Source organism: Shimia sp. (assembly GCF_041624275.1).
GTDB lineage: Bacteria > Pseudomonadota > Alphaproteobacteria > Rhodobacterales > Rhodobacteraceae > Shimia.
Window position 1 is genome coordinate 1 of the sequence record NZ_JBFJVE010000017.1, and the last position, 23,875, is coordinate 23,875.

The window sequence follows — 23,875 nt, forward strand, 5'->3', positions numbered from 1 at the left end:
CACCGTGCCGCCCTCGCGGAAGGGCGTCGGCAGCGCGGCGAGCTTGTCGGGCGTGGTCTGGCGCGGATGCTCGTCGCGCTCGACCACGACCGGATCGCCCCGGCGGGCCGGGATGGTGACGGGCACGATCTCACGCGCCAGCCGCCCATTGGCCTGGGCCGCCGCCGCGCGTTCCTGGCTGCGGAAGGCGAAGGCGTCCTGGTCGGCGCGGGAGACCTGGAAATCCTCGGCCACGTTCTCGGCCGTCTCGGGCATCGAGTCGACGCCGTATTGCCGTTTCATCGCCGGGTTGACGAAACGCCAGCCAATGGTGGTGTCGTGAACCTCGTTGGCCCGCGCAAAGGCCGCCGCCGCCTTGGGCATGACGAAGGGCGCGCGGGTCATGCTTTCGACACCGCCGGCGATGACCAGCTCGGCCTCGCCCGCCCGGATCGCCCGCGCGGCGGCAAGCACCGCGTCCATTCCCGACCCGCACAGCCGGTTGATGGTGGTGCCGGGCACCGTCTCGGGCAGCCCCGCCAGCAAGGCCGACATGCGCGCGACATTGCGGTTGTCTTCGCCCGCCTGATTGGCGCAGCCAAGGATCACGTCGTCCACCGCCCCCCAGTCGACGGCCGCATTGGCGGCCATCAGGGCCCGGATCGGCACCGCCCCGAGATCATCGGCCCGCACCGAGGCCAGCGATCCGCCGAAGCGTCCGATCGGGGTGCGAACATAGTCGCAGATAAAAGCTTCTTGCACTGGTACGACCTCCTCTTGGGTCTCAATTCCTGGGTCTCAGATCCGCCGCGCCCGGCCGGGCCGGCTCAGGGTTTCACGATCACCTTGCCGACCACCTTGCGCTCGGTGAGGTCGATCAGCGCCTGCCCGGCCTGCTCCAGCGGGTAGACCCGGCTGATCTGGGGCGACAGCCGCCCCGCTTCGTACCATGCGAACAGCTCGTCGAAGTTGCGGGCATCCTCCTGCGGGAACTGGCGCCGGAACGCCCCCCAGAACACGCCGACGATGTCACAGCCCTTGAGCAGGGGCAGGTTGACCGCCACCTTGGGAATCTCGCCCGAGGCAAAGCCGATCACCAGCGCCCGCCCGCCCCATGCCAGCGACCGCAGGCAGGTTTCGAACATCTCGCCGCCGACCGGGTCGTAGAAGGCATCCACGCCGCGGCCCCCGGTCAGCTCTTTCAGTCGCGCCCGCAGGTCTTCGGTGGTGTAGTCGATCAGCGCGTCGGCCCCGGCCCGCTGCGCCGCGCGCAGCTTGTCCTCGGACGAGGCCGCCGCGATCACCCGCGCCCCCATCGCCTTGCCGATCTCGACCGCCGCCAGCCCGACGCCGCCACCGGCGCCCAGCACCAGCAGGGTCTCGCCCGGTTGCAGCCGCGCCCGCTGCTTCAGCGCATGCATCGAGGTGCCATAGGTCATCGTGAACCCGGCGGCAGTCTCGCCCGACATGGTTTCGGGGCGCTTGCGCACCGCCGCCGCGTCGACGACGATCTGCTCGGCATAGCCGCCGGTCAGCGCCATCGCCATGACCTTGTCGCCGATCTCGAAACCGCTCACCCCCTCGCCAATGGCATCGACGACGCCGGCAACCTCGCCGCCCGGGGTAAAGGGCAGCTCGGGCTTGAACTGGTACTTGTTCTGGATGATCAGCGTTTCGGGAAAGTTGACGCCACAGGCCTCGACCCGGATCCGCAGGCCGCCGGCATGGGGCTGCGGCTCTTCCAGGTCGCGCAGCTTCAGATGCTCCGGCGCGGCAAATTCTTCACACATCACGGCTTTCAAGTCAGGGTCTCCTTCAATCATGACCGGGGCGCAGACCGCATCCGCACCCCCGGCGGCGCCCGAAACGCCCCCTGCAAAGCAGAATAAACAACGTTTTCAACATTTTGCAGAATTATTTTCCGCACTATTGTAAGTCGTTATTTTTTCTATATTTTTCCCTACGTCACATGACGATTCGGGGGCAACCCGGATCAAGTTCTATTGCGGAGATTCGACGATGCAGACCATCAAAGCCGCCGTATGCCACGAATACGGAGCCCCCCTGACGATCGAGCAGATCCACCTGGCGCCCCCCCAGAGCGGCGAGGTCGAGGTCACGCTCGACGCGGTGTCGATCTGCCACTCGGACATCTCCTACTGGCAGGGCAAGTTCGGCGGCCACCTGCCGGCGGTCTTCGGCCACGAGGCCGCCGGGCGGATCACCGGCATCGGCCCCGGCGTCACCGGGTTCGAGCTCGGCGACAGCGTCGTCGCCACCCTGATCCGCGCCTGCGGCAGCTGCCCCAACTGCAACGCCGGCAAGCCGACGATCTGCTCGACCCCGCAGGACGAGATGGCCGGGCCACTGACCACCGCCGAGGGCGGCCGCCTGGTGCAGGGCATGGAATGCGGCGCCTTCGCCGAGAAGATCGTGGTCGACCGGAGCCAGATCGTGAAGATCCCCTCGGACATGCCGATGGACTGCGCCGCGCTGCTCAGCTGCGGCGTCATCACCGGGGTCGGCGCGGTGGTCAACGCGGCCGGTCTGCGCCCCGGTCAGGACGTGGTGGTGATCGGCGCCGGCGGGGTCGGTCTCAACGCCATCCAGGGGGCGCGGATCGCCGGGGCGCGGCGCATCGTGGCGGTCGACATGACCCCCGAGAAACTCGAGATCGCCCGCGCCTTCGGGGCCACCGACGGGGCGCTGGGCAGCGATGCCAAGCCATGGAAGGCAGCGATCCGCGCCATGGGCGGCAAGGCCGACGCGGTGATCGTCACCGTCGGCGCGATCGCGGCCTTTGACGCCGCGCCGCGCTATCTGAAAGAGGGCGGCAAGATCGTCATGGTCGGCATGCCCGCCTTCGGCCAGAGCGCCAGCTACCAGCCGCTTCTGATGTCCGATCTCGGCCAGCAGATCATCGGCTCGAAGATGGGCGATGCCGTCATCCAGCGCGACATTCCGTGGATGGTGGACCTCTATCAGCAGGGGCGGCTGAAACTGGACGAGCTGATCTCGGGGCGCTGGAAACTCGAACAGATCAACGACGCCTTCGCCGACACCATGACCGGCGCCGCCAAGCGCAACGTGATCCTGTTCTGAAATCAGCGCAGGGCGCAGGGCCCCGAAACACCCCCCCGAAACAGCAGGGGGCCCCGCCACGACGGCAGGGCCCCTTTTGATAGCGGCGCGCTGCCGGCCCGGGCGGGCGGCAACGGGCAGCGGCGGGTGCGCTCAGACCTCGAGCCACTCGCGGCGCACGTCCTCGCGACCCAGAAAATCCTTGGGGGTGCCGGAATAGACGATATTGCCATGTCCCATGACATAGACCCGGTCGGCGATGCGCAGCGCGATCGACAGCTTCTGTTCGACCAGCAGGATCGCAACCCCGGCCTTGGCGATGGTCGCGATCAGGTCGCCGACCTGCTGCACGATCTTCGGCGCCAGCCCCTCGGTGGGTTCGTCGATGATGACCAGATCGGGGTTGCCCATCAGGGTCCGGCAGATGGTCAGCATCTGTTTCTCGCCCCCCGACAGGACCCCGGCGGCGGTATCGGCACGGGCCTTGAGGTTGGGGAACATGTCGAGCATGTCCTCGATGTTCCAGCGCCCCGACCGGCGCATGTTCTTGATCCCGAGAACCAGGTTTTCCCGCACCGTCATCATCGGGAAGATATCGCGGTTTTCCGGCACATAGCCAAGGCCGAGATGGGCGATCCTGTGGCTTTCAAGCCCCGAGATGCGCTGCCCCTTGAAGGTCACGTTCCCCTGCGGCGCCACCTCGCCCATGATCGCCTTGGCGGTGGTCGACCGGCCAACGCCGTTGCGCCCCAGAAGCGCGACGACCTCGCCCGGCAGGATTTCCAGATCGACGCCCTGAAGCACGTGGCTCTTGCCGTAATAGGCATGCAGGTTCTCGACTTTCAGCATGGGTTCTGCACCGGTCATGCGGCACCTCCGATCGGTTGCTCATCCGCCTCTTCCCCGAGATAGGCCTCGCGGACCTTCGGGTTGCCGCGGATCTCCTCTGGCCGCCCCGTGGCGATGATCTCGCCATAGACCAGAACGCTGATGGTATCGGCCAGGTCGAAGACCACGCCCATGTCATGCTCGACGATCAACAGCGTCTTGCCCTCGGTCGCCTTTCGGATCAGCGCCACCGCACGGTCGGTTTCCGAATGGCTCATCCCCGCCGTGGGCTCGTCGAGAAGGATCACATCGGCCCCCCCGGCAATCGTCACCGCGATCTCGAGCGTGCGCTGGTCGGCATAGGACAGCAGCGCCGCCGGCATATGCGCCTTCTCGATCAGCTCGACCTTTTCGAGGATCTCGGCGGTTTTCTTCTGCACCGCCTTCAGGTTGCCGATATTGCGCCAGAAACTATAGCCCTGCCCCATCGAATGCAGCACGCCGCAGCGGACGTTCTCGCGCACGGTCATGTTCGAGAAGATGTTCGACACCTGAAAGCTGCGCGACAGCCCCCTTCGGTTGATCTCGTGGGCCGCAAGCCCCGAGATCGGCCGGCCGTTCATCAGCACCTGCCCCTCGCTGGGCTTGAACAGGCCCGAGACAAGGTTGAACAGCGTCGACTTGCCGGCGCCGTTGGGGCCGATGATGGCGTGCCGTTCGCCCCGGGCGACGTCCAGCTCGACGCCACGGATGATATGCGCCGGGCCAAAGCTCTTGTGCAGGCCGGATATGGCCAGTGCGGATTCGCTCATCACGCTCCCCTCTCGTTGGTGTTTCGCGCCGCGATGCGCAACAGCGCAAAGCCCGCGGCACACAGGACGGTCACCAGCGCCCAGGTCAGCGGCGACCCGCTTTCCAGCGCCAGCCCGAAGGGTTCGAAAACCTCGCCATAGCCGTTGGACCAGCGCACCACGACCTCGATCAGCACGACCAGCCCGAGGAAGGACAGCACGATCCCGCAGGTCTTCACCCCCAGCGTCCCGAGACTGCCGCGCAGCCCGTCACGGCGCAGGGCGGCGCCGGTGCCGAACAGGATCCCGGCCAGCCCGCCCGGGGCGAACATGATGATGGCGATGAAGAGAACCCCGAGATACAGCAGCCAGGCCTCGGTGAAATCCGACAGCATCGACTGCATCACCGTCAGCACCAGCGCCCCCAGCACCGGGCCGACGAAATAGCGGATGCCACCGATATAGGCCATCAGCAGGACAAAGCCCGAAGGGTGCAGCGACAGGGATTCCGGGGTGAAGATCTCGTAGTTGACCGCCGCCATGCCACCGGACAGCCCGGCAAAGGCCCCGGCGATGATGAACACCAGATAGCGCACCCGCACCGGGTCGAAGCCGATGAACTGCACCCGCTCGGGATTGTCGCGGGTGGCCTCGCTCAGCTTGCCCAGCGGCGTGCGGGTAAAGCCATAGATCAGCCCGGTGCCGACCACGGTCCAGAAGGCGATGAAGAGATAGACCTCGCCCACCGGCCCCAGCGACAGGCCGAACAGCTCGGGCCCGTTCATGCGGTCGCCGGTGACGCCCTCTTCGCCGCCGAAGACCGAGGCGAACATGAAGCCGGCAGCGGCGATCAGCTCGGCCACCCCCAGCGAGATCATGGCAAAGGCCGTCCCCGCCCGCCGGCACGAGGGCCAGCCGATGACCGCGCCGGCCAGGGCGCCGGCGGCAAAGCCGACCAGCGGCAGGCCGAAGACCGGATAGGCGCTCCAGAAGCCGCCGTCGCCGGCCTCGATCGCCCGCATCGCGTGCATCGCGGCATAGCCGCCGAGCCCGAAATAGACCGCATGGCCGAAGGACAGCAGCCCGCCGCGCCCCAGCAGCATGTTGTAGGACAGGGCAAAGACGATGTTGATGCCGATCGCGTTGAGCAGCGAATACATCGTCCGCGACGGTGCCATCAGCGGCACCAGCGCCAGCACCATGGCCAGAAAGATCAGCGGCAGGACACGCTGGCGGAACTTCTCGCCGCGCGACGGCGCCAGCGCCTGGCCCGGGTTTGCAATCGTATCGCTCATGCTTCACGGTCTCCCATCAGTCCGGTCGGTTTGACGATCAGGATCAGAACCAACAGCAGGAAAGGCAGCATCGGCGCCAGCGAGGCCACGGTGATGCCGCCCAGTTCGCTGGTCGCCGTCAGGCCGGTCCAGCCGAAGAGATCGGCGAAATTCGCATCGACCGAGATCGCGAAGGTCTGCAACAGCCCCAGCAGCAGCGATGCGATGAACGCCCCCTCGAGACTGCCCAGCCCGCCGATCACCACCACCACGAAGACGATCGGCCCCATGAAGGCCGCCATCGCCGGGTCGGTGACCAGATAGTTGCCGCCGATCACGCCCGCCAGGGCGGCCAGCGCACAGCCGGCGCCGAACACAGCCATGAAGATGCGGGGCACGTTGTGGCCGAGATGGCCGACCATATGCGGATGGGTCAGAGCCGCCTGGATGATCAATCCGACGCGGGTCCGCTTGAGCAGGTACCAAAGCGCCGCCAGCATCGCCACGGCAACCAGCAGGATGAACATCCTGTAGGCCGGGTACTGGGCGCCGAACAGCTCGAACAGCGGAAAGTCAAGCTCGGCGGGCACCCGGTAGTCGACCGCGTTCTTGCCCCAGACGATCTTGACCACCTCGTCGATCAGATAGGCGAGCCCGAAGGTGAACAGCAGTTCCGCGACATGGCCGTGCTGGTGCACGTTGCGCAGCCCCCAGCGCTCGACGACGGCGCCGAACAGCCCGACCAGGATCGGTGCGAAGATCAGGGCGATCCAGAAACTGGTGACCTGGGTGAAGCTGAAGGCGAAATACGCGCCCAGCATGTAAAAGCTGGCATGGGCGAAATTCAGGATTCCCATCATGCTGAAGATCAGCGTCAGACCGCTGGACAGCATGAATAGAAGAAGCCCGTAGATCACCCCGTTCAGCAGCGAGAAGAGGATGGTTTCCATAAGCGCCTCGGCTGACAAAGGGGGGGCCGACAGCAGCGCGGCCCCCGGGTTTCGTTGGATGCGAAAAACCGCCTTACGGCCGCTTCATCTCGCAGGTGGTCGCCATCGAGGTATTGGCTGCCTCGATGCGGTCACCGGCGCCCGACGTCCAGCCGAGACCAAGATCCTCGACATCGCGTTTGACCTCCTTGCTGAAGGTCGACATGTACAGCGGCTGCAAGATCTGGTGATTGTCGGCCCGCATGGTGACCGGGCCATAGGCGGTCTCGTACTCCAGCCCCTCGAGCGCCATTGCCACCTTGATCGGCTCGACGCTGCCGGCCTTGGTCGCCGCGGCGTCGAACATCTCCATGGCATTGAAGATGCGGTGGTAATAATAGCTGATATCGCTGTTCTTGGTCTCGAACCCGTCGATCAGCACATCCTGCGGGCCCGGCGTCTCGAGGTTGGTGTTCATCTCGGTGATCTGCTTGACCCGGCCGACGGCCCCCTCGCCCATCGCGGTGGCGGCCCCGAGGCTGCCGGCGTAATAGGTCAGATAGGGCACCTCATGTCCCGAGGCGGTCGCCGCCTTGATGAGCAGGACGATATCCGCCCCCCAGTTGCCGGTAATCACCGCATCGGCCCCGGCGCTGATCATCTTCTGCACATAGGGGGTGAAATCCTTCACCTTGCCCAGCGGGTGCAGCTCGTTGCCGACGATCTCGATGTCGGGGCGCTTCGCGGCGATCATCTCGGTGGCCGCGGCGGCCACCGCCTTGCCGAAGCTGTAGTCCTGGCCGATGATATAGACCTTCTTGATGTCGTCCTGACCCTTCAGCCAGTCGGTCACCGCGTTCATCTTCATGTCGGCATCCGAATCGAAGCGGAAGTGCCAGAAGGAACAGCGCTCGTTGGTGAAGGCCGGGTCCACCGCCGCGTAATTGAGGAACAGCACCTCTTCGCCGGGGTTGCGCCTGTTGTGCTTTTCGATCGCGTCGATCAGTGCCGAGGCCACCGACGAGCCGTTGCCCTGCACCACATAGCGGATGCCCTGATCCAGCGCCTTCTGAAGCTGCACCAGCGATTCCTTGGGATTGATCTTGTTGTCATAGGCGACGATCTCGACCTTCTGGCCGTTGATGCCGTCACCGGCATTCACCTCGTCGGCCGCATATTGCCAATGGCGCAGCGCGGCATCCCCCGAGGGGCCGAACGGCCCCGAAAGCGGGTCGATAAAGGCGATCTTCAGAGTGTCTTGCGCCAGCGCCGCGACCGGCGTGACGCCGACCATTGCAGCCAGTGCGGCCTTAACAAATAGGTTCATCAGGTTCTCCTCCCGTTTGCGGAAAATAATTCCGCCCATTGACAATCGAGATGTTTAGAGGTTCATTCCCCAAAGTCAACATTTTTCGGAAATTTTTTCCGCTATGCAAAACAAGCCGCATATCGGGGATGAACCACGCGGAGGGCGGAGCATGATCGCCATTGTGAAAGGCCTTGAAAACAGTGTCGGACTCGAAGTCGGCCTGTCTCCCTGGATGACCGTCGACCAGAGCATGATCGACGCCTTCGCCGACACCACCGGCGACCGGCAGTTCATTCACGTCGACCCCGAATCCGCCGCCAAGGCCGCTTTCGGAACCACCATCGCGCATGGTTTCCTGACCCTGTCGCTGCTGTCCAAGATGGCCGCCGAGGGCGTGAAACACGCCGAGATGACCGGCACCGGGGTGAACTACGGCTTTGACCGGGTGCGCTTCCTGTCCCCCGTCAAGGTCGGCGCGCGGATCCGCGGCCGCTTTACCCTGGTCGACTTCAAGGAAACCCGCCCCGGGGTCCGCAGGCTGACCTGGGACGTCACGGTCGAGATCGAGGGGCAGGACAAGCCGGCGCTCAGCGCCCAGTGGCTCACCCTGCGCCTCAAGCCGGACCACAGGGTCTGAAAACCGCTCACATTCACAACCAACGGAGAATTCGACATGCGCAATGCGCTCATCGTGTCCACGGCACGCACCCCGATCGGCAAGGCCTTTCGCGGCGCCTTCAACAACACGCAGGCCCAGGCCCTGATCGGCCACGCTGTCGCCCATGCGGCGGAACGGGCCGGGCTCGAGGGCACCGAGATCCAGGACTGCGTCATCGGCAGCGCACTTCAGCAGGGCTCGAGCGGCGGCAACATCGGACGCCAGGCGGCGATCCGCGCCGGGCTCGGGGTGACCGTCGCCGGGATGTCGCTGGACCGCCAGTGCGCCAGCGGCATGATGGCGATCGCCACCGCCGCCAAACAGGTGGTCCACGACGGCATGGACGTGGTCGTCGGCGGCGGGGTCGAATCGATCTCGCTGGTCCAGAACCAGAACATGCGCAGCGACCGGGTCCGCGATCCGTGGATCAGCGAACATATGCCGGCGCTCTACATGAGCATGCTCGAAACCGCCGAGATCGTCGCCGATCGCTATGGCGTGAGCCGCGAAGATCAGGATGCCTATGCGCTGCAATCGCAGCAGCGCACCGCCGCCGCCCAGGCTGCGGGCCGGTTCGACGAAGAGATCGTGCCGCTGACCACCACGATGGGCGTGATGGACAAGGACACCAAGGAAGTGTCGTTCCGCGAAGTGACCCTCGGGCAGGACGAAGGCAACCGCCCCGGCACCACGCTGGAAAACCTGCAATCGCTGCAACCGGTGTTCAAGGACGGGCAGGTCGTCAGCCAAGGCGCCCATATCACCGCCGGCAATGCCTCGCAGCTTTCCGACGGCGCCTCGGCCTCGGTCATCATGGACGAACGCACCGCCGAAAGGCGCGGGGTGCAGCCGCTGGGCCGCTATGTCGGCGTCATGGCCGCCGGTCTGAACCCCGACGAGATGGGCATCGGTCCGATCCACGCGGTGCCCCGGCTGCTCGAGGCCCAGGGGCTGACGATGGACGACATCGGCCTTTGGGAGCTGAACGAGGCCTTCGCCTGCCAGGTGCTGCATTCGGCGCGGGTGCTGGGCATCCCGAACGAGATTCTCAACGTCAACGGCGGCGCCATCTCGGTCGGCCACCCCTATGGCATGTCCGGCGCGCGCATGGTCGGCCACGCGCTGATCGAGGGCAAACGCCGCGGCGCCAGATACGTGGTCTGCACCATGTGCGTCGGCGGCGGCATGGGCGCAGCCGGGCTGTTCGAAGTGCTCTGAGGCGCTTGCCCGGTCGCGGATGCCCGGCCCCGGCGCCGGGCGGCAGAAATCGCTCCCCCAGCCGCCCGGCGCGGCCGGGCATCCGCCTTTCCATTCTTCCGGCGCCGCCGGACCAGCTGAGGCCCGACAGGACATGGCAGAACAGGACATGGCAGAACAGGACATGGCAGAAAACGTAACCCGGCTTGATCTCGCGGCCGTCGCCCAATGGCTCAGGGGCCGGGTGCCCGGTGTGCGCGAGATCCGCAGCGCCGAGAAGTTCCCCGGCGGGCAGTCGAACCCGACCTTCCTTTTGAACACCGACGGGCCGCAGCTGGTGCTGCGGCGCAAACCACCGGGAAAGCTGCTGAAATCGGCCCATGCGGTGGACCGGGAATTCCGGGTGCAAAAGGCGCTTCAGGACACCGGGGTGCCGGTCAGCCGGGTCTATGCGCTGTGCCAGGATCCGGCGGTGATCGGCTCTGACTTCTATGTCATGGACTATGTCGCCGGCCGCAGCTTCAACCTGCCTTCGCTGCCCGAACAGGGCTCCGGTGAGCGCTGGGCGATCCTGAACGAGATGGGCCGCGTCCTCGCCGCCATCCACGATGTCGACATCCTCGAGGCGGGGCTGGCCGACTATGGCCCCAGCGGCAATTACTATCGCCGCCAGATCGACCGCTGGACCCATCAATACCGCACCAGCCAGACCGACGAGATCCCGGAAATGGAGGCGCTGATCACCTGGCTGGACGGCAATATCCCCGACGACGACGGCCAGCGCGGCCTGGTCCACGGCGATTTCCGCATCGACAATCTCCTGTTTCACCGCAGCGAACCGCGCTGCCTCGCGGTGCTCGACTGGGAACTTTCGACCATCGGCCACCCCTATGCCGATCTGGCGGCGGTGCTCATGCAATGGTCGATGCCGGCCGGAAACGAAGGCCGCGGGCTCAGGGGGCTCGACCGCGCGGCCCTCGGCCTGCCCTCGGATCAGCAGGTGGTCGACGACTACTGCGCCCGGCGCGGCCTTGGCGGCATCGACAACCTCGGCTTTTACGTCGCCTTCACCTTCTTCCGCATGGCCGGCATCCTGCAGGGGGTGAAAAAGCGCGCCCTCGACGGAAACGCCTCCAATCCCGAACGGGCGCGGCGCGTCGGCGGCTATGTGCCGCGCTATGCCGCCGGCGGGCTGCGCGCCGCCGGTCTCGGCTGAGCCGCGCCACGCCCCCCCCCCGACAGCTAAACACCCCCGGAACACCACAGGAAAGGACCGCCATGCCGATCGACCCGATGACCGAACCACCCTACCCGTTTCAGGACCTCTTGGGCTTCCGGCTGGTGGAGTGGAAGGCCGACTACTGCCTGTTCGAACTGCCTCTGGAAGAAAAGCACCAGAACCGCTTCGGCATTCCCCATGGCGGCGTCTATGCGACGATGCTGGACACGGTCATGGGGTTTTCCGGCAGCTACACCGGCGATCTGTCGCGCAAGCGGCTGTCGATGACCCTGTCGATGAATACCAACTTCCTGTCGCGCCCGACCACCGACCGGCTGATCTGCGAAGGCTTCCGCACCGGCGGCGGCGCGCGCAGCTTCTTCGCCCGTGGCCTGATCCGCGACAGCGCCGGCCATGCCGTCGCCGAGGGCACCGGCGTCTTCCGCTACCGCTCGGCGGGCTGAAAACACCGGCCCGGCCCTGAGAGAATGCCGTATCAGAGCCGGACCGGCCACCGCCGGACCCTGCAAGGCAGGCCCCGGCGGCGATCTCTTTGCGCCTATGCGGCGTAGCTCCGGGCGACCCGGGCCAGGCAGTGATCGGTGTCGCCCAGCTGGTGATCCAGCATGATCAGCCGCTTGCCGAGATGCGACACCGCATATTCCCAGGTCATGGCGATGCCGCCATGCATCTGGATCGCCTCTTCGGCCACCAGCCGCGCGGCGCGGCCGATCAGGCTCTTGGCCATCGCCACCTTCAGCTCTGCATCGGCATCGTCCAGCGCGGCGGCGGCCCCGATCACCATCGAGCGCGACTGCTCGATCTCGGTCAGCAGATCGACGGTGCGATGCTGCAACACCTGGAACTTGCCGATCGCCACGCCGAACTGCTTGCGGGTCTTGAGATAGTCGAGAAGGATCTCATAGGTCACGTCCATCGCCCCCACCGCCTCGGCGCAAAGCGCCAGCCGGCCGGCATTCAGCGCCTCGGCGATGGCGCCCTCGGCGCCGGCGATCAGCAGGGTGGCCGGGGTGTCGTCCAGCACCAGCTCGGCCGCGCCCGCGCCGTCGATCATCGGATAGCCGACAACCGTCGCATCGGCCGCGGCAACCTCGAACACCGCAAGCTCGCCGTCGAGGCGGGCGACCACGAGAAAGCGGTCGGCCACCTGGCCGCCATAGACCGCGCATTTGCGCCCCGAAAGCCTGTGGCCCCCGCCCGCGGCCTGCGCCGTGGTCTCGGTAAAGGCAACGTCATAGGGTGCCTCGATCTCGCTCAGCGCCACCGCGTATTTCACCGAACCCTCGACCAGGCTGTCCTGCGGGGCACCGGCCGCCGCCAGCAGGCGCGAGGCCATCAGCGTCGCCAGAAAGGGTTCCGGGCACAGGGTGCGGCCCAGCGCCTCGAAGACGACGGCGATGTCGAAGCCGCTGCCACCAAAACCGCCGTCGGCTTCCCGCACCAGCGCGCCGGGAATGCCAAGCTCGGCCATCTCGGCCCATTTGTCCGGGGCGTGGAACGGCGCCTCATAGGCGACCGCGTTGCGGGTCTCGATGTCGTATTGCTCGGCCAGGAAACGGCGGAGCGTGTCCGCCAGCATCTGGCGATCCTCGGTCAGATCAAAGTTCATCTCACAGCTCCAGCATGGTCTTGGTCAGAATGTTGCGTTGAATCTCGTTCGACCCGCCAAAGATCGAGGTCTTGCGGGCGTTGAAATAGCGCGCCGCGTTATGCTCGGTATCGGGCGGGCTCAGCGCCAGGTTGCCGTCGTTGACATGGCCGGGGAAGGGCGCCGCCACCGGCCCAAGGGCACGGCGCGCCAGGTCGCGGATCTCCTGGTTGATCTGGGTGCCCTTGATCTTGAGGATCGAGGTCTCGGGTCCCGGATGGCCCTGTTTCTGGGCCTGGAACAGCATCCGCAGGTTGGTGATCTTCATCGCCTCGAGATCGGCCTCGACACGCGCCACGCGGGCCGCGAACAGCGGATCCTCGATCAGCCTCCTGCCGTCGCGCTTCACCCGGCGGCCCAGCGCCTTCAGCTCCTCCAGCGCCTGCATCGAGATGCCGACGCCGGCGATGCCGGTGCGCTCGTGGGTCAGCAGGAACTTGGCGATGGTCCAGCCGGCGTTCTCTTCGCCGACAAGGTTTTCCACCGGCACGCGGACGTCGGTGAAGAACACCTCGTTGACCTCGTGCCCGCCCTCGATCAGGCGGATCGGGCGCATCTCGATCCCCGGCAGGTCAAGGTCCATCAGCAGGAATGAGATGCCCTCCTGCGGCTTGCCGTCGAACCTGGTGCGCACCAGGCAGAAGATCTTGTTGGCGTATTGGCCAAGCGTGGTCCAGGTCTTCTGGCCGTTGACGACATAGTGGTCGCCGTCGCGGTCGGCGCGGGTCTTGAGCGAGGCCAGGTCCGAGCCGGCCCCCGGTTCGGAATAGCCCTGGCACCACCAGTCCTCGGCCGAAAGGATGCCGGGCAGCACCTCGGCCTTCTGGCGGTCATTGCCGAATTTCTGGATCACCGGCCCCAGCATCGCCAGACCGAAGGGCACGATGCGCGGCGCGTTGTAGCGGTTGCTCTCGACGTCGAAGATATGGCGCTCGACCGGGGTCCAGCCGGGGCCGCCGAACTGCTTGGGCCAGGTGGTCGCCAGCCAGCCCTTGGCCGACAGGATACGGTGATATTCCTGATAGATCTCGCCGGTCATCTCGGCGCCCGAACGCACCGCGTCCGCGATATGCCCGGGCAGGTTGGCTTCGAAGAAATCCCGGACCTCCTGCTGAAAGGCAAGCTCCTGGGGGGTGTAGGACAGGTCCATTTTCAGGCCTCCTTGTTGATGTCGGCAAAACTGCGCCCGCTCTGCGCCATCTCGCGCAACAATTCGGGCACCTGCCAGTACTGCGGGTCTTGCCGGGCGTAATCCTCGATCCGGCGTACCAGTTCGGCGGCCCCGATCGTGTCGGCGTAATGCAGCGGACCACCGCGGAAGCGCGGGAAACCGTAGCCCATCAGGAACACGATATCCACATCCAGCGGCCGCAGGGCGATACCGTCCTCGACCACCCGTGCCGCCTCGACGATCATCGCGGTGAGATAGCGGTCGACGATCTCGCCGTCGGAAAATTCGCGCGGGGTGATCCCGGCCTTCCGGCGCTCATCGGCGATGATCTCTTCGACCTCGGGGTTGGGCCGCATGTCGCGCCCGTCATAGACATAGAACCCCTTGCCGCTCTTGCGGCCGAACCAGCCGTTTTCACAGATCCGGTCCGAGACATCGCCGGCATAGCGTTCGTTCGAAGGCCGCTCTGCCGCCTTGCGCTTGCGGGTCATCCAGCCGATGTCGAGCCCGGCCAGGTCGCCGACCTTGTGCGGCCCCATGGCAAAGCCGAAATCCTCCAGCGCCCTGTCGACCTGCTGCGGCGAGGCCCCGTCCAGCACCAGATAGGCGGCGGTCTTGGAATAATGCGCCAGAATCCGGTTGCCGATGAAACCGTCGCAGACACCGGCCCGCACGCCGACCTTCTGCATCCGCTTGGCCAGCGCGAAACCGGTCGCCGTCACCTCGGGCGCGGTCTTGGCGCCGACAACGATTTCCAACAGCCGCATGATATGGGCGGGCGAGAAGAAATGCAGCCCGATCACGTCCTCGGGGCGCGCGGTTTGCGCGGCGATCTCGTCGATGTCGAGATAAGAGGTGTTCGAAGCCAGGATCGCCCCCGGCTTGCAGATCGCGTCGAGCTTGCCGAAGATCTCTTTCTTGACCTCCATCTGCTCGAAGACCGCCTCGATCACCAGATCGACCCCGGCCAGCGCCTCGAGCGTGGTCGCGGCGCCCAGCATCGCCAGCGTGGCGTCGCGCGCCTCGGCGCTCAGCTTGCCGCGTTTGACCGCGCCATCGAGATTGCCGGTGATCGTCGCCACCCCGCGCTGAAGCGCCTCGTCGGTGACCTCGACCAGCGTCACCGGGATGCCCGCCAGCAGGGCCGAGGTCGCGATCCCCGATCCCATGGTGCCGCCGCCGATCACCCCGATCGACGCCACCTCGCGCGGGGTGGCGGCCTTTTCGGGCACATTGGCCACGGCGCGCTCGCCGAAGAAGGCATGGATCAGCCCGGCCCGCTGCGGCGTGGCCAGACAGTCCATGAAGGCCGCGCGCTCGGCCTGCATGCCCGCGGCCATCGGCCCGGTCGACAGGGCGATGGCCTCGATGCAGCGCTGTGGCGACACCAGGTTGGGGTGTTTCTCGGCCACCATCCGGCGCGCGGCCGCAAGGGCGGCATCATCGGCCTCGGCGTCAAGATCGCAGGTCTTGCGGGTGGCCAGCTTGCCGGCGATCACATCCTGCCCGGCCTCCAGCGCCACCGCGCGCGGATCACCGGCGTCGATGCGATCGACCAGCCCCATCTCCAGCGCTTCCGCCACCTTCACCTGACGCCCCGACAGGCACATATCAAGCGCCACCGCAATGCCGGCCAGACGCGGCACGCGCTGGGTGCCGCCGGCGCCGGGCAGCAGGCCGATCAGCACCTCGGGCAGGCCGATGCGCGCCCCCGCGACGGCGACCCGCGCATGGCAGGCCAGCGCCACTTCCAGCCCGCCGCCCAGCGCGGTGCCATGCAGCACGCAGACCAGCGGAATTGCGCTCTGTTCGATCTCGTTCAGCAGGTCGGGCAACGAAGGCTGCATCGGCGGCTTGCCGAACTCGGTGATATCCGCACCGGCAATGAAGGTCCGGCCGCGGGCATAGATCACGACGACCTTGGCGCTCTGGTCCGCGTTGATCCGGGCAATCGCGTCCTGGAGGCCGGTGCGCACATGCACGCTCAGCGCATTGACCGGCGGGTTGTCGACCGCGACCAGCGCCACGTCGCCGACGATCTCGGTACTGACCGAAACGGAGTTCTGGGTGTTCATGAAAACTGTCCTTTGTTCTTGAGTCTGTCGGCCTCAGCGGATCAGCTCGCCGCCGTCGGCGACGATGGTCTGTCCGGTGACATAGGCCGCGGCATCGCTGGCCAGGAACAGCGCGGTTCCGGCAATATCCTCGGGTTCGCCGATCCGGCGCAGCGGCGTCTGGTTCTCGGCCCGCGCCAGGCGCTCGGGGTCGTCCAACAGCGCACGGGCGAAATCGGTGCGGATCAGGCCGGGGGCCAGCGCGTTCACGCGGATGTTCCTGGGGCCCCATTCGACGGCGAGGTTGCGCGCCAGCGCCGCCTCGGCCGCCTTCGAGATACCATAGGCGCCGATCACCGCGTTGCCCCGGATGCCGGCGATCGAGGACAGCAGCACAACCGCGCCGCCGCCGTTGTCCGCCATTCCCGGCAGCACCATTTGGCAAAGCTGCCAGGTCGAGCGCACATTGGTGCCCATGATCTTGTCAAAGGCCTCATCGGTCAGCTCGGACATCGGGCCATAGACCGGGTTGATGGCGGCATTGCAGATCAGCACGTCGATCCGGCCCCATTCGGCAAGGGTCCGGTCGACGAGGTTTTGCAGATCCTCTTTCCTGCCGATGTGGCAGGGAACGGTCAGCGCCTCGCCACCGGCGTCGCGGATCGCCTCTTCGACCGGCTTGCAGGCCTCGGCGCTGCGCGAGGACACCACCACCCTGGCGCCGGCGCGGGCGAACATCTCGGCAATCGCGCGGCCGATGCCGCGGCTCGATCCGGTGACCACGGCCACCTTGTCCTTCAAGTCAAACATCCCGCTCACGTCCTGTTGCTGCGATACTGGCGCAATTCCTGCTTGGCGATGGTCTCGCGGTGCACCTCGTCCGGCCCGTCGGCCAGCCGCAGCGTGCGCGAATTGGCATAAAAGCCCGCCAGCCGGCTGTCCTGGCTGACGCCCATCCCGCCATGCACCTGAATGGCGCGGTCGATCACCCGGCCGCACATGGTCGGGGCGACCACCTTGATCATGGCGATTTCCTTGCGCGCCACCTTGTTGCCGACGGTGTCCATCATGTGGGCCGCGTTCATCGTCAACAGCCGCGCCTGGTCGATGTCGCAGCGGCTCTCGGCGATCCAGTGGCGGGTGACCCCGTGTTCGGCGATCGGCTTGCCGAAAGCCTCGCGGGCCAGCGCCCGCTGGCACATCTCTTCCAGCGCCCGCTCGGCCACGCCGATCTGGCGCATGCAGTGGTGGATGCGCCCCGGCCCAAGCCGGCCCTGGGCGATCTCGAAACCACGCCCCTCGCCCAGCAGGATGTTGCCTGCCGGCACCCGGACATTGTCATAGCTGATCTCGGCATGGCCGTGCGGCGCATGGTCATAGCCAAAGACGGTCAGCGCCCGCTCGACCGTCACCCCGGGGCTGTCCATGGGCACCAGAATCATCGACTGCTGCCTGTGCTTGGGGCCCTCCGGGTCGGTCTTGCCCATCACGATCGCCAGCTTGCAGGCATTGGCATTGGCCCCCGACGACCACCATTTGCGCCCGTTTATCACATAGTCCTCCCCGTCGCGGCGGATCGAACACTCGATATTGGTGGCATCCGACGAGGCCACCTCGGGTTCGGTCATCGAGAAGCACGAGCGGATCTCGCCGTTCAGCAGCGGCCGCAGCCACTGGTCCTTCTGCGCCTGTGATCCGTAAAGCCAGAGGGTCTCCATATTGCCGGTATCGGGCGCCGAGCAGTTGAAGACCTCGGGGGCAATCGGTGAGCGGCCCATGATCTCGCAGAGGGTGGCATAGTCGAGGTTGGACAGGCCGGCCCCGCCATAGGCCCTCGCGTCCTCGTAGGGCAGGAACAGGTTCCACAGCCCGGCCGCCCGCGCCTTGGCCTTCAGCTCTTCGAGGATCGGCGGTGCATCCCACGGGTCGCCCTCGCCATGCTGCGCCTCGAACAGGTCCTCGTTGGGATAGATGTGTTCGTCCATGAACTGCAACAGCGCCTCGCGCAGCGCCTTGGCCCGATCCGATAGGGGAAAGAAATCCATCATGCTTCTCCTCGATTGCTTTCTTTCTGTTGCATTGATCGGAAACTTAGTCAATATTTGCGGAAAGATTTTTTGCAAAGCGGAAAAAGAACGTGACGTTCCATTCTGCGGGCAAGGGGAGACAAGCGGAAATGACCGGACCGGCGACACCGTTGCGGGCAGCGGACCCCGAGGTGAATGCCGCGCCGGGCGCGCCGCCGCGCGACGCGCTGCCCGGAAACGCCATCGGCAAGATCAAGAAACCGAGACTTCGTCAGCCCTTCTGCAAGGACCGCAGCGGCTGACGCGACGCACCGAACGACTGTTGGGAGGAACAGACATGACAACCACGCATCCCGAATCCTACTGGCCCGAGGGGCTGCCCCGGACCCTTGAGATTCCGGCGCGCAGCATCGACAGCAACCTCACCGAGACCGCCCGGCGCCACGGCGAGCGCACGGCGATCCGGTTCCAGGGGCGCCGCATCAGCTACGCCCGCCTGCAAGAGATGGTCACCGCGCTGGCCGGCGTGCTTCAAGGCGAGATGAACCTGACAAGGGGCGACCGGGTGCTGCTCTACATGCAGAACAGCCCGCAATATGTCATCGCCTACTACGGCATCCTGCGGGCCGGCGGGGTCGTGGTGCCGGTCAACCCGATGAACCAGAAAGCCGAGTTGCGCTACCTTGCGCAGGACACCGGCGCCAAGATCATCATCGCCGGTCTCGAACTGGCGCCCAACGCGCTTGGACTGCTCGAGGCCGGCGAGGTGCAGCACATCATCGGCGCCAGCTACGCCGAGATGGCCGACCCCGATTACGACATTCCGCTGCCGGCACCCCTGCCCGACCTGTGCGAGGCGGGGTTCGAGGGCCCGGGCCGATACCGCTTTTCCGACGTCGTGCAATCCCCGGCCCGGCCGCGCCCCGCCGGAACCGGGGCCGACGACCTCGCCGTGATCCCCTACAGCTCGGGCACCACCGGCCAGCCCAAGGGCTGCATGCACAGCCACCGCACCGTCATGACCACCCTGATCGGCACCACCACCTGGACCCCGTCGGACTGCGACAGCATCACCCTGGCGACCCTGCCCTTCTTTCACGTCACCGGCATGCAAAGCTCGATGAACGTGCCGATCTATCGCGGCAGCACGATCGTGATCCTGACCCGCTGGAACCCGGTGCATGCCGCGCAGCTGATCGAACGCTACGCGGTCACCCACTGGGCCTCGATCTCGACGATGGCGATCGACCTCTTGAACAATCCCGAGGCCGAGGCCCATGACCTCGGCAGCCTTCGCACCATCGGCGGCGGCGGGGCGGCGATGCCCGACGCCATTGCCGTCAAGCTCAAGGCCCGCATCGGCCAGCCCTATGTCGAGGGCTACGGCCTCTCGGAAACCATGGCCGCGCTGCATATCAACCCGCCCGAGGCGACCCGCGAGCAATGTCTGGGGGTGCCGATCTTCTCGGTCGACTCGCGCATCGTCGCCCCCGGCACGACGACCGAGCTGCCCGCCGGCGAAGCCGGAGAGATCATCACCCACGCGCCGCAGGTCTTCCTTGGCTACTGGCAGAACCCCGAGGCCACCCGCGAGGCTTTCGTCGATCTCGACGGCAAGCGCTTCTTCCGCACCGGCGACATCGCCTACCGCGACGAAGACGGCTATTTCTTCATGGTCGACCGGGTCAAGCGCATGATCAACGTCTCGGGGTTCAAGGTCTGGCCGGCCGAGGTCGAGACCATGATGCTGCACCATCCGGGGATCGCCGAGGCCTGTGTCGTCGGCGCCAGCGACACCCGCCGGGGCGAATTCGTCAAGGCCCATGTGGTCCGCAAGGCCGGCGCCGCCGACAGTCTCGACGAAGACCAGATCATCGGCTGGTGCCGACAGGAGATGGCGGCCTACAAATGCCCCCGCCAGATCGTCTTTGCCGAGACGCTGCCGAAGTCGGCCACCGGAAAAGTGCTCTGGAAGGATCTGTCATAGTGCAATAGGAATTGATTATTCCGCCTGCCGGAAAATGGGTAGAATTCGTCTACCGGCGTCAGGCCAGAGGAAAGCAGAATGCGAAAAAGAACGGATGTGCCCGTCGACTCCGAAGCCAAGACGGCAGGCGGCCATGACCGTCAGTTCATCACCGCCCTCCACCGCGGATTGGAGGTGCTGCGCGCCTTCAGGCCCGACGACCGCGCGGGCCTGAGCAACGGCGACATCTCCGAGCGCACCGGCCTGCCGAATTCCACCATCTCGCGCCTGACCTATACCCTGCTGAAATCCGGCTATCTTCTCTATGACAACGACACCGGCCGCTATCGCATGGGGGTGCCGGTTCTCAGCCTCGGCTATGCCTGCCTCAGCGGGCTGCCGGTCCGCGAGACCTCGCAGAACTACATGCAGGAGCTGGCCAATGAATGCGGCGAAGGGGTGCAGGTCGCCCTTGGCGGTCGGGTCGATTACACGATGATCTATCTCGCCACCGCCCGCTCGCGCAGCGTGATTTCGCTGCAACTCGATGTCGGGTCGCGGATCTCGCTGGCGCGCTCGGCGATGGGCCGGGCCTATATCGCCGCCTGCGGCGCCGAGGAAAAGGAAGAGATCCTGGCCTCGATCCGCGACCATGCCGCCCCCGAGGACTGGCCCGCCCTGCGCGACGGAATCGCGCAGGCCGCCGAGGAAATCGCATCGCGCGGCTTTTACGCCAACCTCGGCGACTGGCAGCCGAACGTGCATTCGGTCGCGGTACCCTTCCGCAGCTACAAGGGCGGCGACACGCCGCTGCTGGCCTTCAACCTCGGCGGCCCGGCCAACTACCTGCCCAAGGACAAGCTGGTGGGCGAATTCGGCCCCAAGCTGCGCGAACTGGTGAAGACCCTCGAACAAAGCATGATCTGACCCCGGCCATGCACCGGCCACGTACCGGCCCGGCGCGCGGCCGGGCCGCCGCGCTCAGGGGCGCGTCAGGACCGCCGCCCAGCGCGCCATCTCGACCGCCTGCGGCTCGGGCAGCTCGGGATAGGTCTCGCGCACCGCGTCGGTCACCCACTGCGGGTAGATGCGGAACATCATCCGGACCTCGGCCTGCAAGGGAAACTGCGCATCGCGCGGCAGCTCGAAGACCTCGTCGCGGTACCCGTTGGCGGGGATCTTGGTGTCCTTCAGCATCTTCTCGTAGCGCCAGAACAACAGGCCGACCGGCTTGCCCTCGGCGTCGCCAAAGACCTTCTGGAACAGGCGTGCGTCCGGCGCCAGATTGCCCCCGTCATCGAGCTTGCCATGCTCCAGCACCACCCGCCCCGTGGCATCGGTGACGGTGACGTCCAGCCACAGCTGGCGGAAATCGGCGACCCCGGTCGGCAGCGCGTGACCGGCGCCGACATTGCGCACCCGCACCACCAGCCGCCCGTCGCCATCCAGCCGCCCCTCGAGCCGCGCCGCCGAGCGCAGCAGCTCGAGGCTCATGTCGGCCAGCTCCGGGTTGCGCAGCCCCACGAGATGGTGATTGGCGCCGGTGAACTGATGGGTGACCACATTGTCCTTGAGGCGGCCGCCATCGGTCGAGACGCCGGGGATGTCCTCGCCGATGCGGCCGATGTCGCCATGCATGTGACAGTCGATGCAGCTGCGGTGTTTGCCGGGGTCAGCCGGGTTGTTGTAGGCCGAGGCCTCCCATTCGCCATAGGTGTCGACGATGACGCTGCCCGAGCCGGGGGCGAATTCATTGTGGCAGGTGCCGCAAAGCGCCGAATCCTTGTAGAAGGGCTGCGAATAGCTCTCGGCATGGGCCTGCGGCTTGGCGTTGATCTGGTGGTTTCCGGCCCAGTTCAGCACCGCGTTGTCGCTGTTCTCGAAGACATATTGCGGGCGCGCCTCGACACTGACGGTAAAGCTGGCATTGCCGCCGGCACGCAGGCCGCGCGCCGCTTCCAGCTTGACGATCCGGTGGCAGAACAGGCAGCCGGTGCCCTCGTCGAGATCGGGCCTGCCCTGTTCCAGCGCCTCGAACAGCGAAGCACCGCCCTGTTCGAACATATGGCCCTTCTCGATGGTGGCGGTGAGGCCCGACAGCAGCCCCTGCGGGTGGTGGCAGCCCATGCACCACTGGCGGAACTCTTCGCCCTCGGTCTGGGCGGCGACCTCTTCGACGACCTTGTAATAGGGGTTGGAATCCCCCATCAGCCGGTGCATCGAATCCGACCATTGGTCGAACATCTCGCTGTGACAGCCGGCGCAGGCGGCCGAGTTGACCCAGTCCTTTTCATGCACGGTCCGGCGGTCATCCGCGAGCCGCAGCCAGGACGAGGTCAGCGGCAGGTTTTCGCGGTCGGTGACATAGGCGTGCAGCGCCGTGAGGTCGGCCGCCAGCGCATGCGGCGGCGCGCCGGGGTCGATGGGGGGGGCGCCGTCGCGCCCGTCATGGCCCAGCCCGCCCTGGGTCGTCTGCATGATGCGGATGTAATCGCCGATGAAATCGCCGGCGATCATCGCCCCCAGCCCGCGATGGCCGATCACCGCATCCTCGTGGACATCGGCCTTGGTGGCGCGGAACAGATAGCCGGTGGTGAAGTTGAACCCGTCGAGATGGCAGCTCTGGCAGCTCATCCAGAAATCGCCGGTGGTCGGGGTGGCCGGGGCATCATCGGTATTGGCGCTGTGAAACAGCGTCATGCCGCGCCGCAGCTGCGGATCGACCGGGTCGTCCGCCACCAGCGCCACCGGCGGCGCATCGGCCAGCCGCATGCGGGCAAAGGGGCCGTCGCCACCGCGCGTCAGCCGCACCAGATCAAGGCTCATGGCGTTCTGCACGAAGATGTCCTGCCCCGCGACCACCAGCCCGCGCGGATTGTCGCCGGGGATGTGGCGGAGCAGCTGCGTCGCCTTCGCGCCGCCCTGGCTGCGCTTGCCGGCGCGGCGGGTGCTGCGCTCCTGGTCGCCGTCGATCGGCGCCCGGCGCGACAGGTCAAAGACCATCACGTCCTCGCTGCCGGCCAGCGTGACATAGACCTTCTGGCCGTCGCCGGAAAAGGCCGCGTCATGCGGGTTCGACAGGATGCGGGTGCGCCCGGCACTGTCGGTGATGTTGATCTGGCGGAACAGATGCTTGCGCCGCCCCGCCAGCTCGGCCTCGGCGCCGGGGGTGAGGTCCAAGAGCGACAGGCTGGGAAAGATGGTCGACTGGAACTGGAACGCATGGTCGAAATTCCACAGCACATGCGGCAGCCAGGCCTCGCGCCCGTCGGGGCTGACGGCGATGTCATCCAGCAGCCGCGGCAGCCCCTGCGAGACGAATTCATCCGCCTCCTGGGTTTCGTGCAGGGCGATGCGGCGCAGCATCCGCGCCGGGCTCCGGGCGGTGTCCCAGATGCTGACCTCGCCGATCATCGCATGGGTGAGCAGCAGCCGGCCGTCATTCAGCAGCGCCAGCCCGCGCGGGGTCTCGGGGGTGTCGTGGCGGGCGACGATGGCGCCGGCACGGTCGATGGCGATCAGCCGGTGGGCCTCGAACAGGGTGACCCAGAACAGCCGGTTGCGGGCATCAAAGACGATGCCGAAGGGCCGCGCCCCGGTCGCCACCTCGGCCCGGACCGCACCGCTGGTGGCATCGACCAGCAGCACCCGGTCGCCCAGGTAGTCGGTGACTGCCAGCAGCCCGCCCGCCTCGTCCAGCGCCACCCGGCGCAGGTCGCCGCC

Annotated in this window: 21 protein-coding genes; 8 read left to right on the forward strand and 13 right to left on the reverse strand. The window is 66.5% G+C overall.

Going from position 1 to position 23,875, the window contains the following annotated elements:
* Both ABZD10_RS02605 and ABZD10_RS02610 read right to left on the reverse strand, forming a co-directional pair.
* A partial coding sequence (locus tag ABZD10_RS02605; RefSeq protein WP_372884544.1) for a beta-ketoacyl synthase N-terminal-like domain-containing protein occupies window positions 1-741 on the reverse strand: 741 nt, incomplete at its 3' end.
* 65 nt (window positions 742-806) lie between these two features.
* Entirely contained in the window at window positions 807-1,781 is a 975-nt protein-coding gene (locus tag ABZD10_RS02610; protein ID WP_372884545.1) for an NADPH:quinone oxidoreductase family protein, read from the reverse strand.
* Window positions 1,782-1,998: 217 nt separating this feature from the next.
* Between ABZD10_RS02610 and ABZD10_RS02615 the strand changes: the two genes are divergently transcribed.
* Window positions 1,999-3,081 carry a Zn-dependent alcohol dehydrogenase gene (locus ABZD10_RS02615; RefSeq protein WP_372884546.1) on the forward strand — a complete coding sequence of 361 codons (1,083 nt, stop codon included), beginning with the start codon at window positions 1,999-2,001 and terminating at the stop codon, window positions 3,079-3,081.
* Window positions 3,082-3,213: 132 nt separating this feature from the next.
* Here the strand turns inward: ABZD10_RS02615 and ABZD10_RS02620 are convergent, their stop codons facing one another.
* From ABZD10_RS02620 to ABZD10_RS02640, 5 genes are all read right to left on the reverse strand, one after another.
* Window positions 3,214-3,927, reverse strand: coding sequence for an ABC transporter ATP-binding protein (locus tag ABZD10_RS02620; protein ID WP_372884547.1), 714 nt, complete (start codon window positions 3,925-3,927; stop codon window positions 3,214-3,216).
* Window positions 3,924-4,700, reverse strand: coding sequence for an ABC transporter ATP-binding protein (locus tag ABZD10_RS02625; protein ID WP_372884548.1), 777 nt, complete (start codon window positions 4,698-4,700; stop codon window positions 3,924-3,926). Before ABZD10_RS02625 ends, ABZD10_RS02620 begins: the two co-directional genes overlap by 4 nt.
* Window positions 4,700-5,974 (reverse strand): branched-chain amino acid ABC transporter permease, encoded by a 1,275-nt coding sequence (locus tag ABZD10_RS02630; protein ID WP_372884549.1) that lies wholly within the window; start codon window positions 5,972-5,974, stop codon window positions 4,700-4,702. Before ABZD10_RS02630 ends, ABZD10_RS02625 begins: the two co-directional genes overlap by 1 nt.
* Window positions 5,971-6,903 carry a branched-chain amino acid ABC transporter permease gene (locus tag ABZD10_RS02635; protein ID WP_372884550.1) on the reverse strand — a complete coding sequence of 311 codons (933 nt, stop codon included), beginning with the start codon at window positions 6,901-6,903 and terminating at the stop codon, window positions 5,971-5,973. The genes ABZD10_RS02630 and ABZD10_RS02635 overlap by 4 nt, the downstream gene beginning before the upstream one ends.
* Window positions 6,904-6,976: 73 nt before the next feature.
* Window positions 6,977-8,209, reverse strand: a complete 1,233-nt coding sequence (locus ABZD10_RS02640; RefSeq protein ID WP_372884551.1) for a branched-chain amino acid ABC transporter substrate-binding protein — start codon at window positions 8,207-8,209, stop codon at window positions 6,977-6,979.
* A gap of 151 nt (window positions 8,210-8,360) precedes the next feature.
* On the opposite strand from ABZD10_RS02640, the gene ABZD10_RS02645 reads away from it, so the two are divergent.
* From ABZD10_RS02645 to ABZD10_RS02660, 4 genes are all read left to right on the forward strand, one after another.
* Window positions 8,361-8,828 carry a MaoC family dehydratase gene (locus ABZD10_RS02645; protein ID WP_372884552.1) on the forward strand — a complete coding sequence of 156 codons (468 nt, stop codon included), beginning with the start codon at window positions 8,361-8,363 and terminating at the stop codon, window positions 8,826-8,828.
* Between the two features lie 36 nt (window positions 8,829-8,864).
* Window positions 8,865-10,067 carry an acetyl-CoA C-acyltransferase gene (locus ABZD10_RS02650; protein ID WP_372884553.1) on the forward strand — a complete coding sequence of 401 codons (1,203 nt, stop codon included), beginning with the start codon at window positions 8,865-8,867 and terminating at the stop codon, window positions 10,065-10,067.
* A 163-nt stretch (window positions 10,068-10,230) separates the two neighbouring features.
* Complete coding sequence (locus ABZD10_RS02655) at window positions 10,231-11,262, forward strand: phosphotransferase family protein (RefSeq protein ID WP_372884554.1); 1,032 nt, start codon at window positions 10,231-10,233, stop codon at window positions 11,260-11,262.
* A 62-nt stretch (window positions 11,263-11,324) separates the two neighbouring features.
* Window positions 11,325-11,729, forward strand: a complete 405-nt coding sequence (locus ABZD10_RS02660; RefSeq protein WP_372884555.1) for a PaaI family thioesterase — start codon at window positions 11,325-11,327, stop codon at window positions 11,727-11,729.
* A 95-nt stretch (window positions 11,730-11,824) separates the two neighbouring features.
* On the opposite strand, the gene ABZD10_RS02665 is transcribed toward ABZD10_RS02660, so the two are convergent.
* Genes ABZD10_RS02665 through ABZD10_RS02685 form a run of 5 tightly spaced genes read right to left on the reverse strand, consistent with a single transcriptional unit; the run spans window position 11,825 to window position 18,207 of the window.
* On the reverse strand, window positions 11,825-12,895 hold the full coding sequence (locus ABZD10_RS02665; RefSeq protein WP_372884556.1) for an acyl-CoA dehydrogenase family protein: 1,071 nt from the start codon (window positions 12,893-12,895) through the stop codon (window positions 11,825-11,827).
* A 1-nt stretch (window position 12,896) separates the two neighbouring features.
* Window positions 12,897-14,084: an acyl-CoA dehydrogenase family protein gene (locus ABZD10_RS02670; protein WP_372884557.1), complete on the reverse strand. Its 1,188-nt coding sequence runs from the start codon at window positions 14,082-14,084 to the stop codon at window positions 12,897-12,899.
* A gap of 2 nt (window positions 14,085-14,086) precedes the next feature.
* Window positions 14,087-16,180 (reverse strand): 3-hydroxyacyl-CoA dehydrogenase NAD-binding domain-containing protein, encoded by a 2,094-nt coding sequence (locus tag ABZD10_RS02675; protein WP_372884558.1) that lies wholly within the window; start codon window positions 16,178-16,180, stop codon window positions 14,087-14,089.
* Window positions 16,181-16,213: 33 nt separating this feature from the next.
* Entirely contained in the window at window positions 16,214-16,969 is a 756-nt protein-coding gene (locus ABZD10_RS02680) for an SDR family NAD(P)-dependent oxidoreductase (protein ID WP_372884559.1), read from the reverse strand.
* 5 nt (window positions 16,970-16,974) lie between these two features.
* The gene (locus ABZD10_RS02685; protein ID WP_372884560.1) at window positions 16,975-18,207 is read right to left on the reverse strand and encodes an acyl-CoA dehydrogenase family protein; all 1,233 of its coding nucleotides are present in this window, start codon (window positions 18,205-18,207) and stop codon (window positions 16,975-16,977) included.
* Between the two features lie 128 nt (window positions 18,208-18,335).
* On the opposite strand from ABZD10_RS02685, the gene ABZD10_RS02690 reads away from it, so the two are divergent.
* From ABZD10_RS02690 to ABZD10_RS02700, 3 genes are all read left to right on the forward strand, one after another.
* Window positions 18,336-18,488 (forward strand): hypothetical protein, encoded by a 153-nt coding sequence (locus ABZD10_RS02690; protein WP_372884561.1) that lies wholly within the window; start codon window positions 18,336-18,338, stop codon window positions 18,486-18,488.
* A gap of 35 nt (window positions 18,489-18,523) precedes the next feature.
* Entirely contained in the window at window positions 18,524-20,173 is a 1,650-nt protein-coding gene (locus ABZD10_RS02695) for a long-chain-fatty-acid--CoA ligase (protein WP_372884562.1), read from the forward strand.
* Window positions 20,174-20,251: 78 nt separating this feature from the next.
* Window positions 20,252-21,079, forward strand: coding sequence for an IclR family transcriptional regulator (locus ABZD10_RS02700; RefSeq protein ID WP_372884563.1), 828 nt, complete (start codon window positions 20,252-20,254; stop codon window positions 21,077-21,079).
* Between the two features lie 54 nt (window positions 21,080-21,133).
* Here ABZD10_RS02700 and ABZD10_RS02705 read toward each other — a convergent pair.
* On the reverse strand, window positions 21,134-23,875 hold a 2,742-nt coding region (locus tag ABZD10_RS02705; RefSeq protein ID WP_372884564.1), incomplete at its 5' end, for a hypothetical protein.

Bases quoted from the DNA above. Each gene is read 5' to 3' on its own strand.
- ABZD10_RS02615 (WP_372884546.1), top strand. From the start codon at position 1,999: ATGCAGACCATCAAAGCCGCCGTATGCCACGAATACGGAGCCCCCCTG.
- ABZD10_RS02620 (WP_372884547.1), bottom strand. From the start codon at position 3,927: ATGACCGGTGCAGAACCCATGCTGAAAGTCGAGAACCTGCATGCCTAT.
- ABZD10_RS02625 (WP_372884548.1), bottom strand. From the start codon at position 4,700: ATGAGCGAATCCGCACTGGCCATATCCGGCCTGCACAAGAGCTTTGGC.
- ABZD10_RS02630 (WP_372884549.1), bottom strand. From the start codon at position 5,974: ATGAGCGATACGATTGCAAACCCGGGCCAGGCGCTGGCGCCGTCGCGC.
- ABZD10_RS02635 (WP_372884550.1), bottom strand. From the start codon at position 6,903: ATGGAAACCATCCTCTTCTCGCTGCTGAACGGGGTGATCTACGGGCTT.
- ABZD10_RS02640 (WP_372884551.1), bottom strand. From the start codon at position 8,209: ATGAACCTATTTGTTAAGGCCGCACTGGCTGCAATGGTCGGCGTCACG.
- ABZD10_RS02645 (WP_372884552.1), top strand. From the start codon at position 8,361: ATGATCGCCATTGTGAAAGGCCTTGAAAACAGTGTCGGACTCGAAGTC.
- ABZD10_RS02650 (WP_372884553.1), top strand. From the start codon at position 8,865: ATGCGCAATGCGCTCATCGTGTCCACGGCACGCACCCCGATCGGCAAG.
- ABZD10_RS02655 (WP_372884554.1), top strand. From the start codon at position 10,231: ATGGCAGAAAACGTAACCCGGCTTGATCTCGCGGCCGTCGCCCAATGG.
- ABZD10_RS02660 (WP_372884555.1), top strand. From the start codon at position 11,325: ATGCCGATCGACCCGATGACCGAACCACCCTACCCGTTTCAGGACCTC.
- ABZD10_RS02665 (WP_372884556.1), bottom strand. From the start codon at position 12,895: ATGAACTTTGATCTGACCGAGGATCGCCAGATGCTGGCGGACACGCTC.
- ABZD10_RS02670 (WP_372884557.1), bottom strand. From the start codon at position 14,084: ATGGACCTGTCCTACACCCCCCAGGAGCTTGCCTTTCAGCAGGAGGTC.
- ABZD10_RS02675 (WP_372884558.1), bottom strand. From the start codon at position 16,180: ATGAACACCCAGAACTCCGTTTCGGTCAGTACCGAGATCGTCGGCGAC.
- ABZD10_RS02680 (WP_372884559.1), bottom strand. From the start codon at position 16,969: ATGTTTGACTTGAAGGACAAGGTGGCCGTGGTCACCGGATCGAGCCGC.
- ABZD10_RS02685 (WP_372884560.1), bottom strand. From the start codon at position 18,207: ATGATGGATTTCTTTCCCCTATCGGATCGGGCCAAGGCGCTGCGCGAG.
- ABZD10_RS02690 (WP_372884561.1), top strand. From the start codon at position 18,336: ATGACCGGACCGGCGACACCGTTGCGGGCAGCGGACCCCGAGGTGAAT.
- ABZD10_RS02695 (WP_372884562.1), top strand. From the start codon at position 18,524: ATGACAACCACGCATCCCGAATCCTACTGGCCCGAGGGGCTGCCCCGG.
- ABZD10_RS02700 (WP_372884563.1), top strand. From the start codon at position 20,252: ATGCGAAAAAGAACGGATGTGCCCGTCGACTCCGAAGCCAAGACGGCA.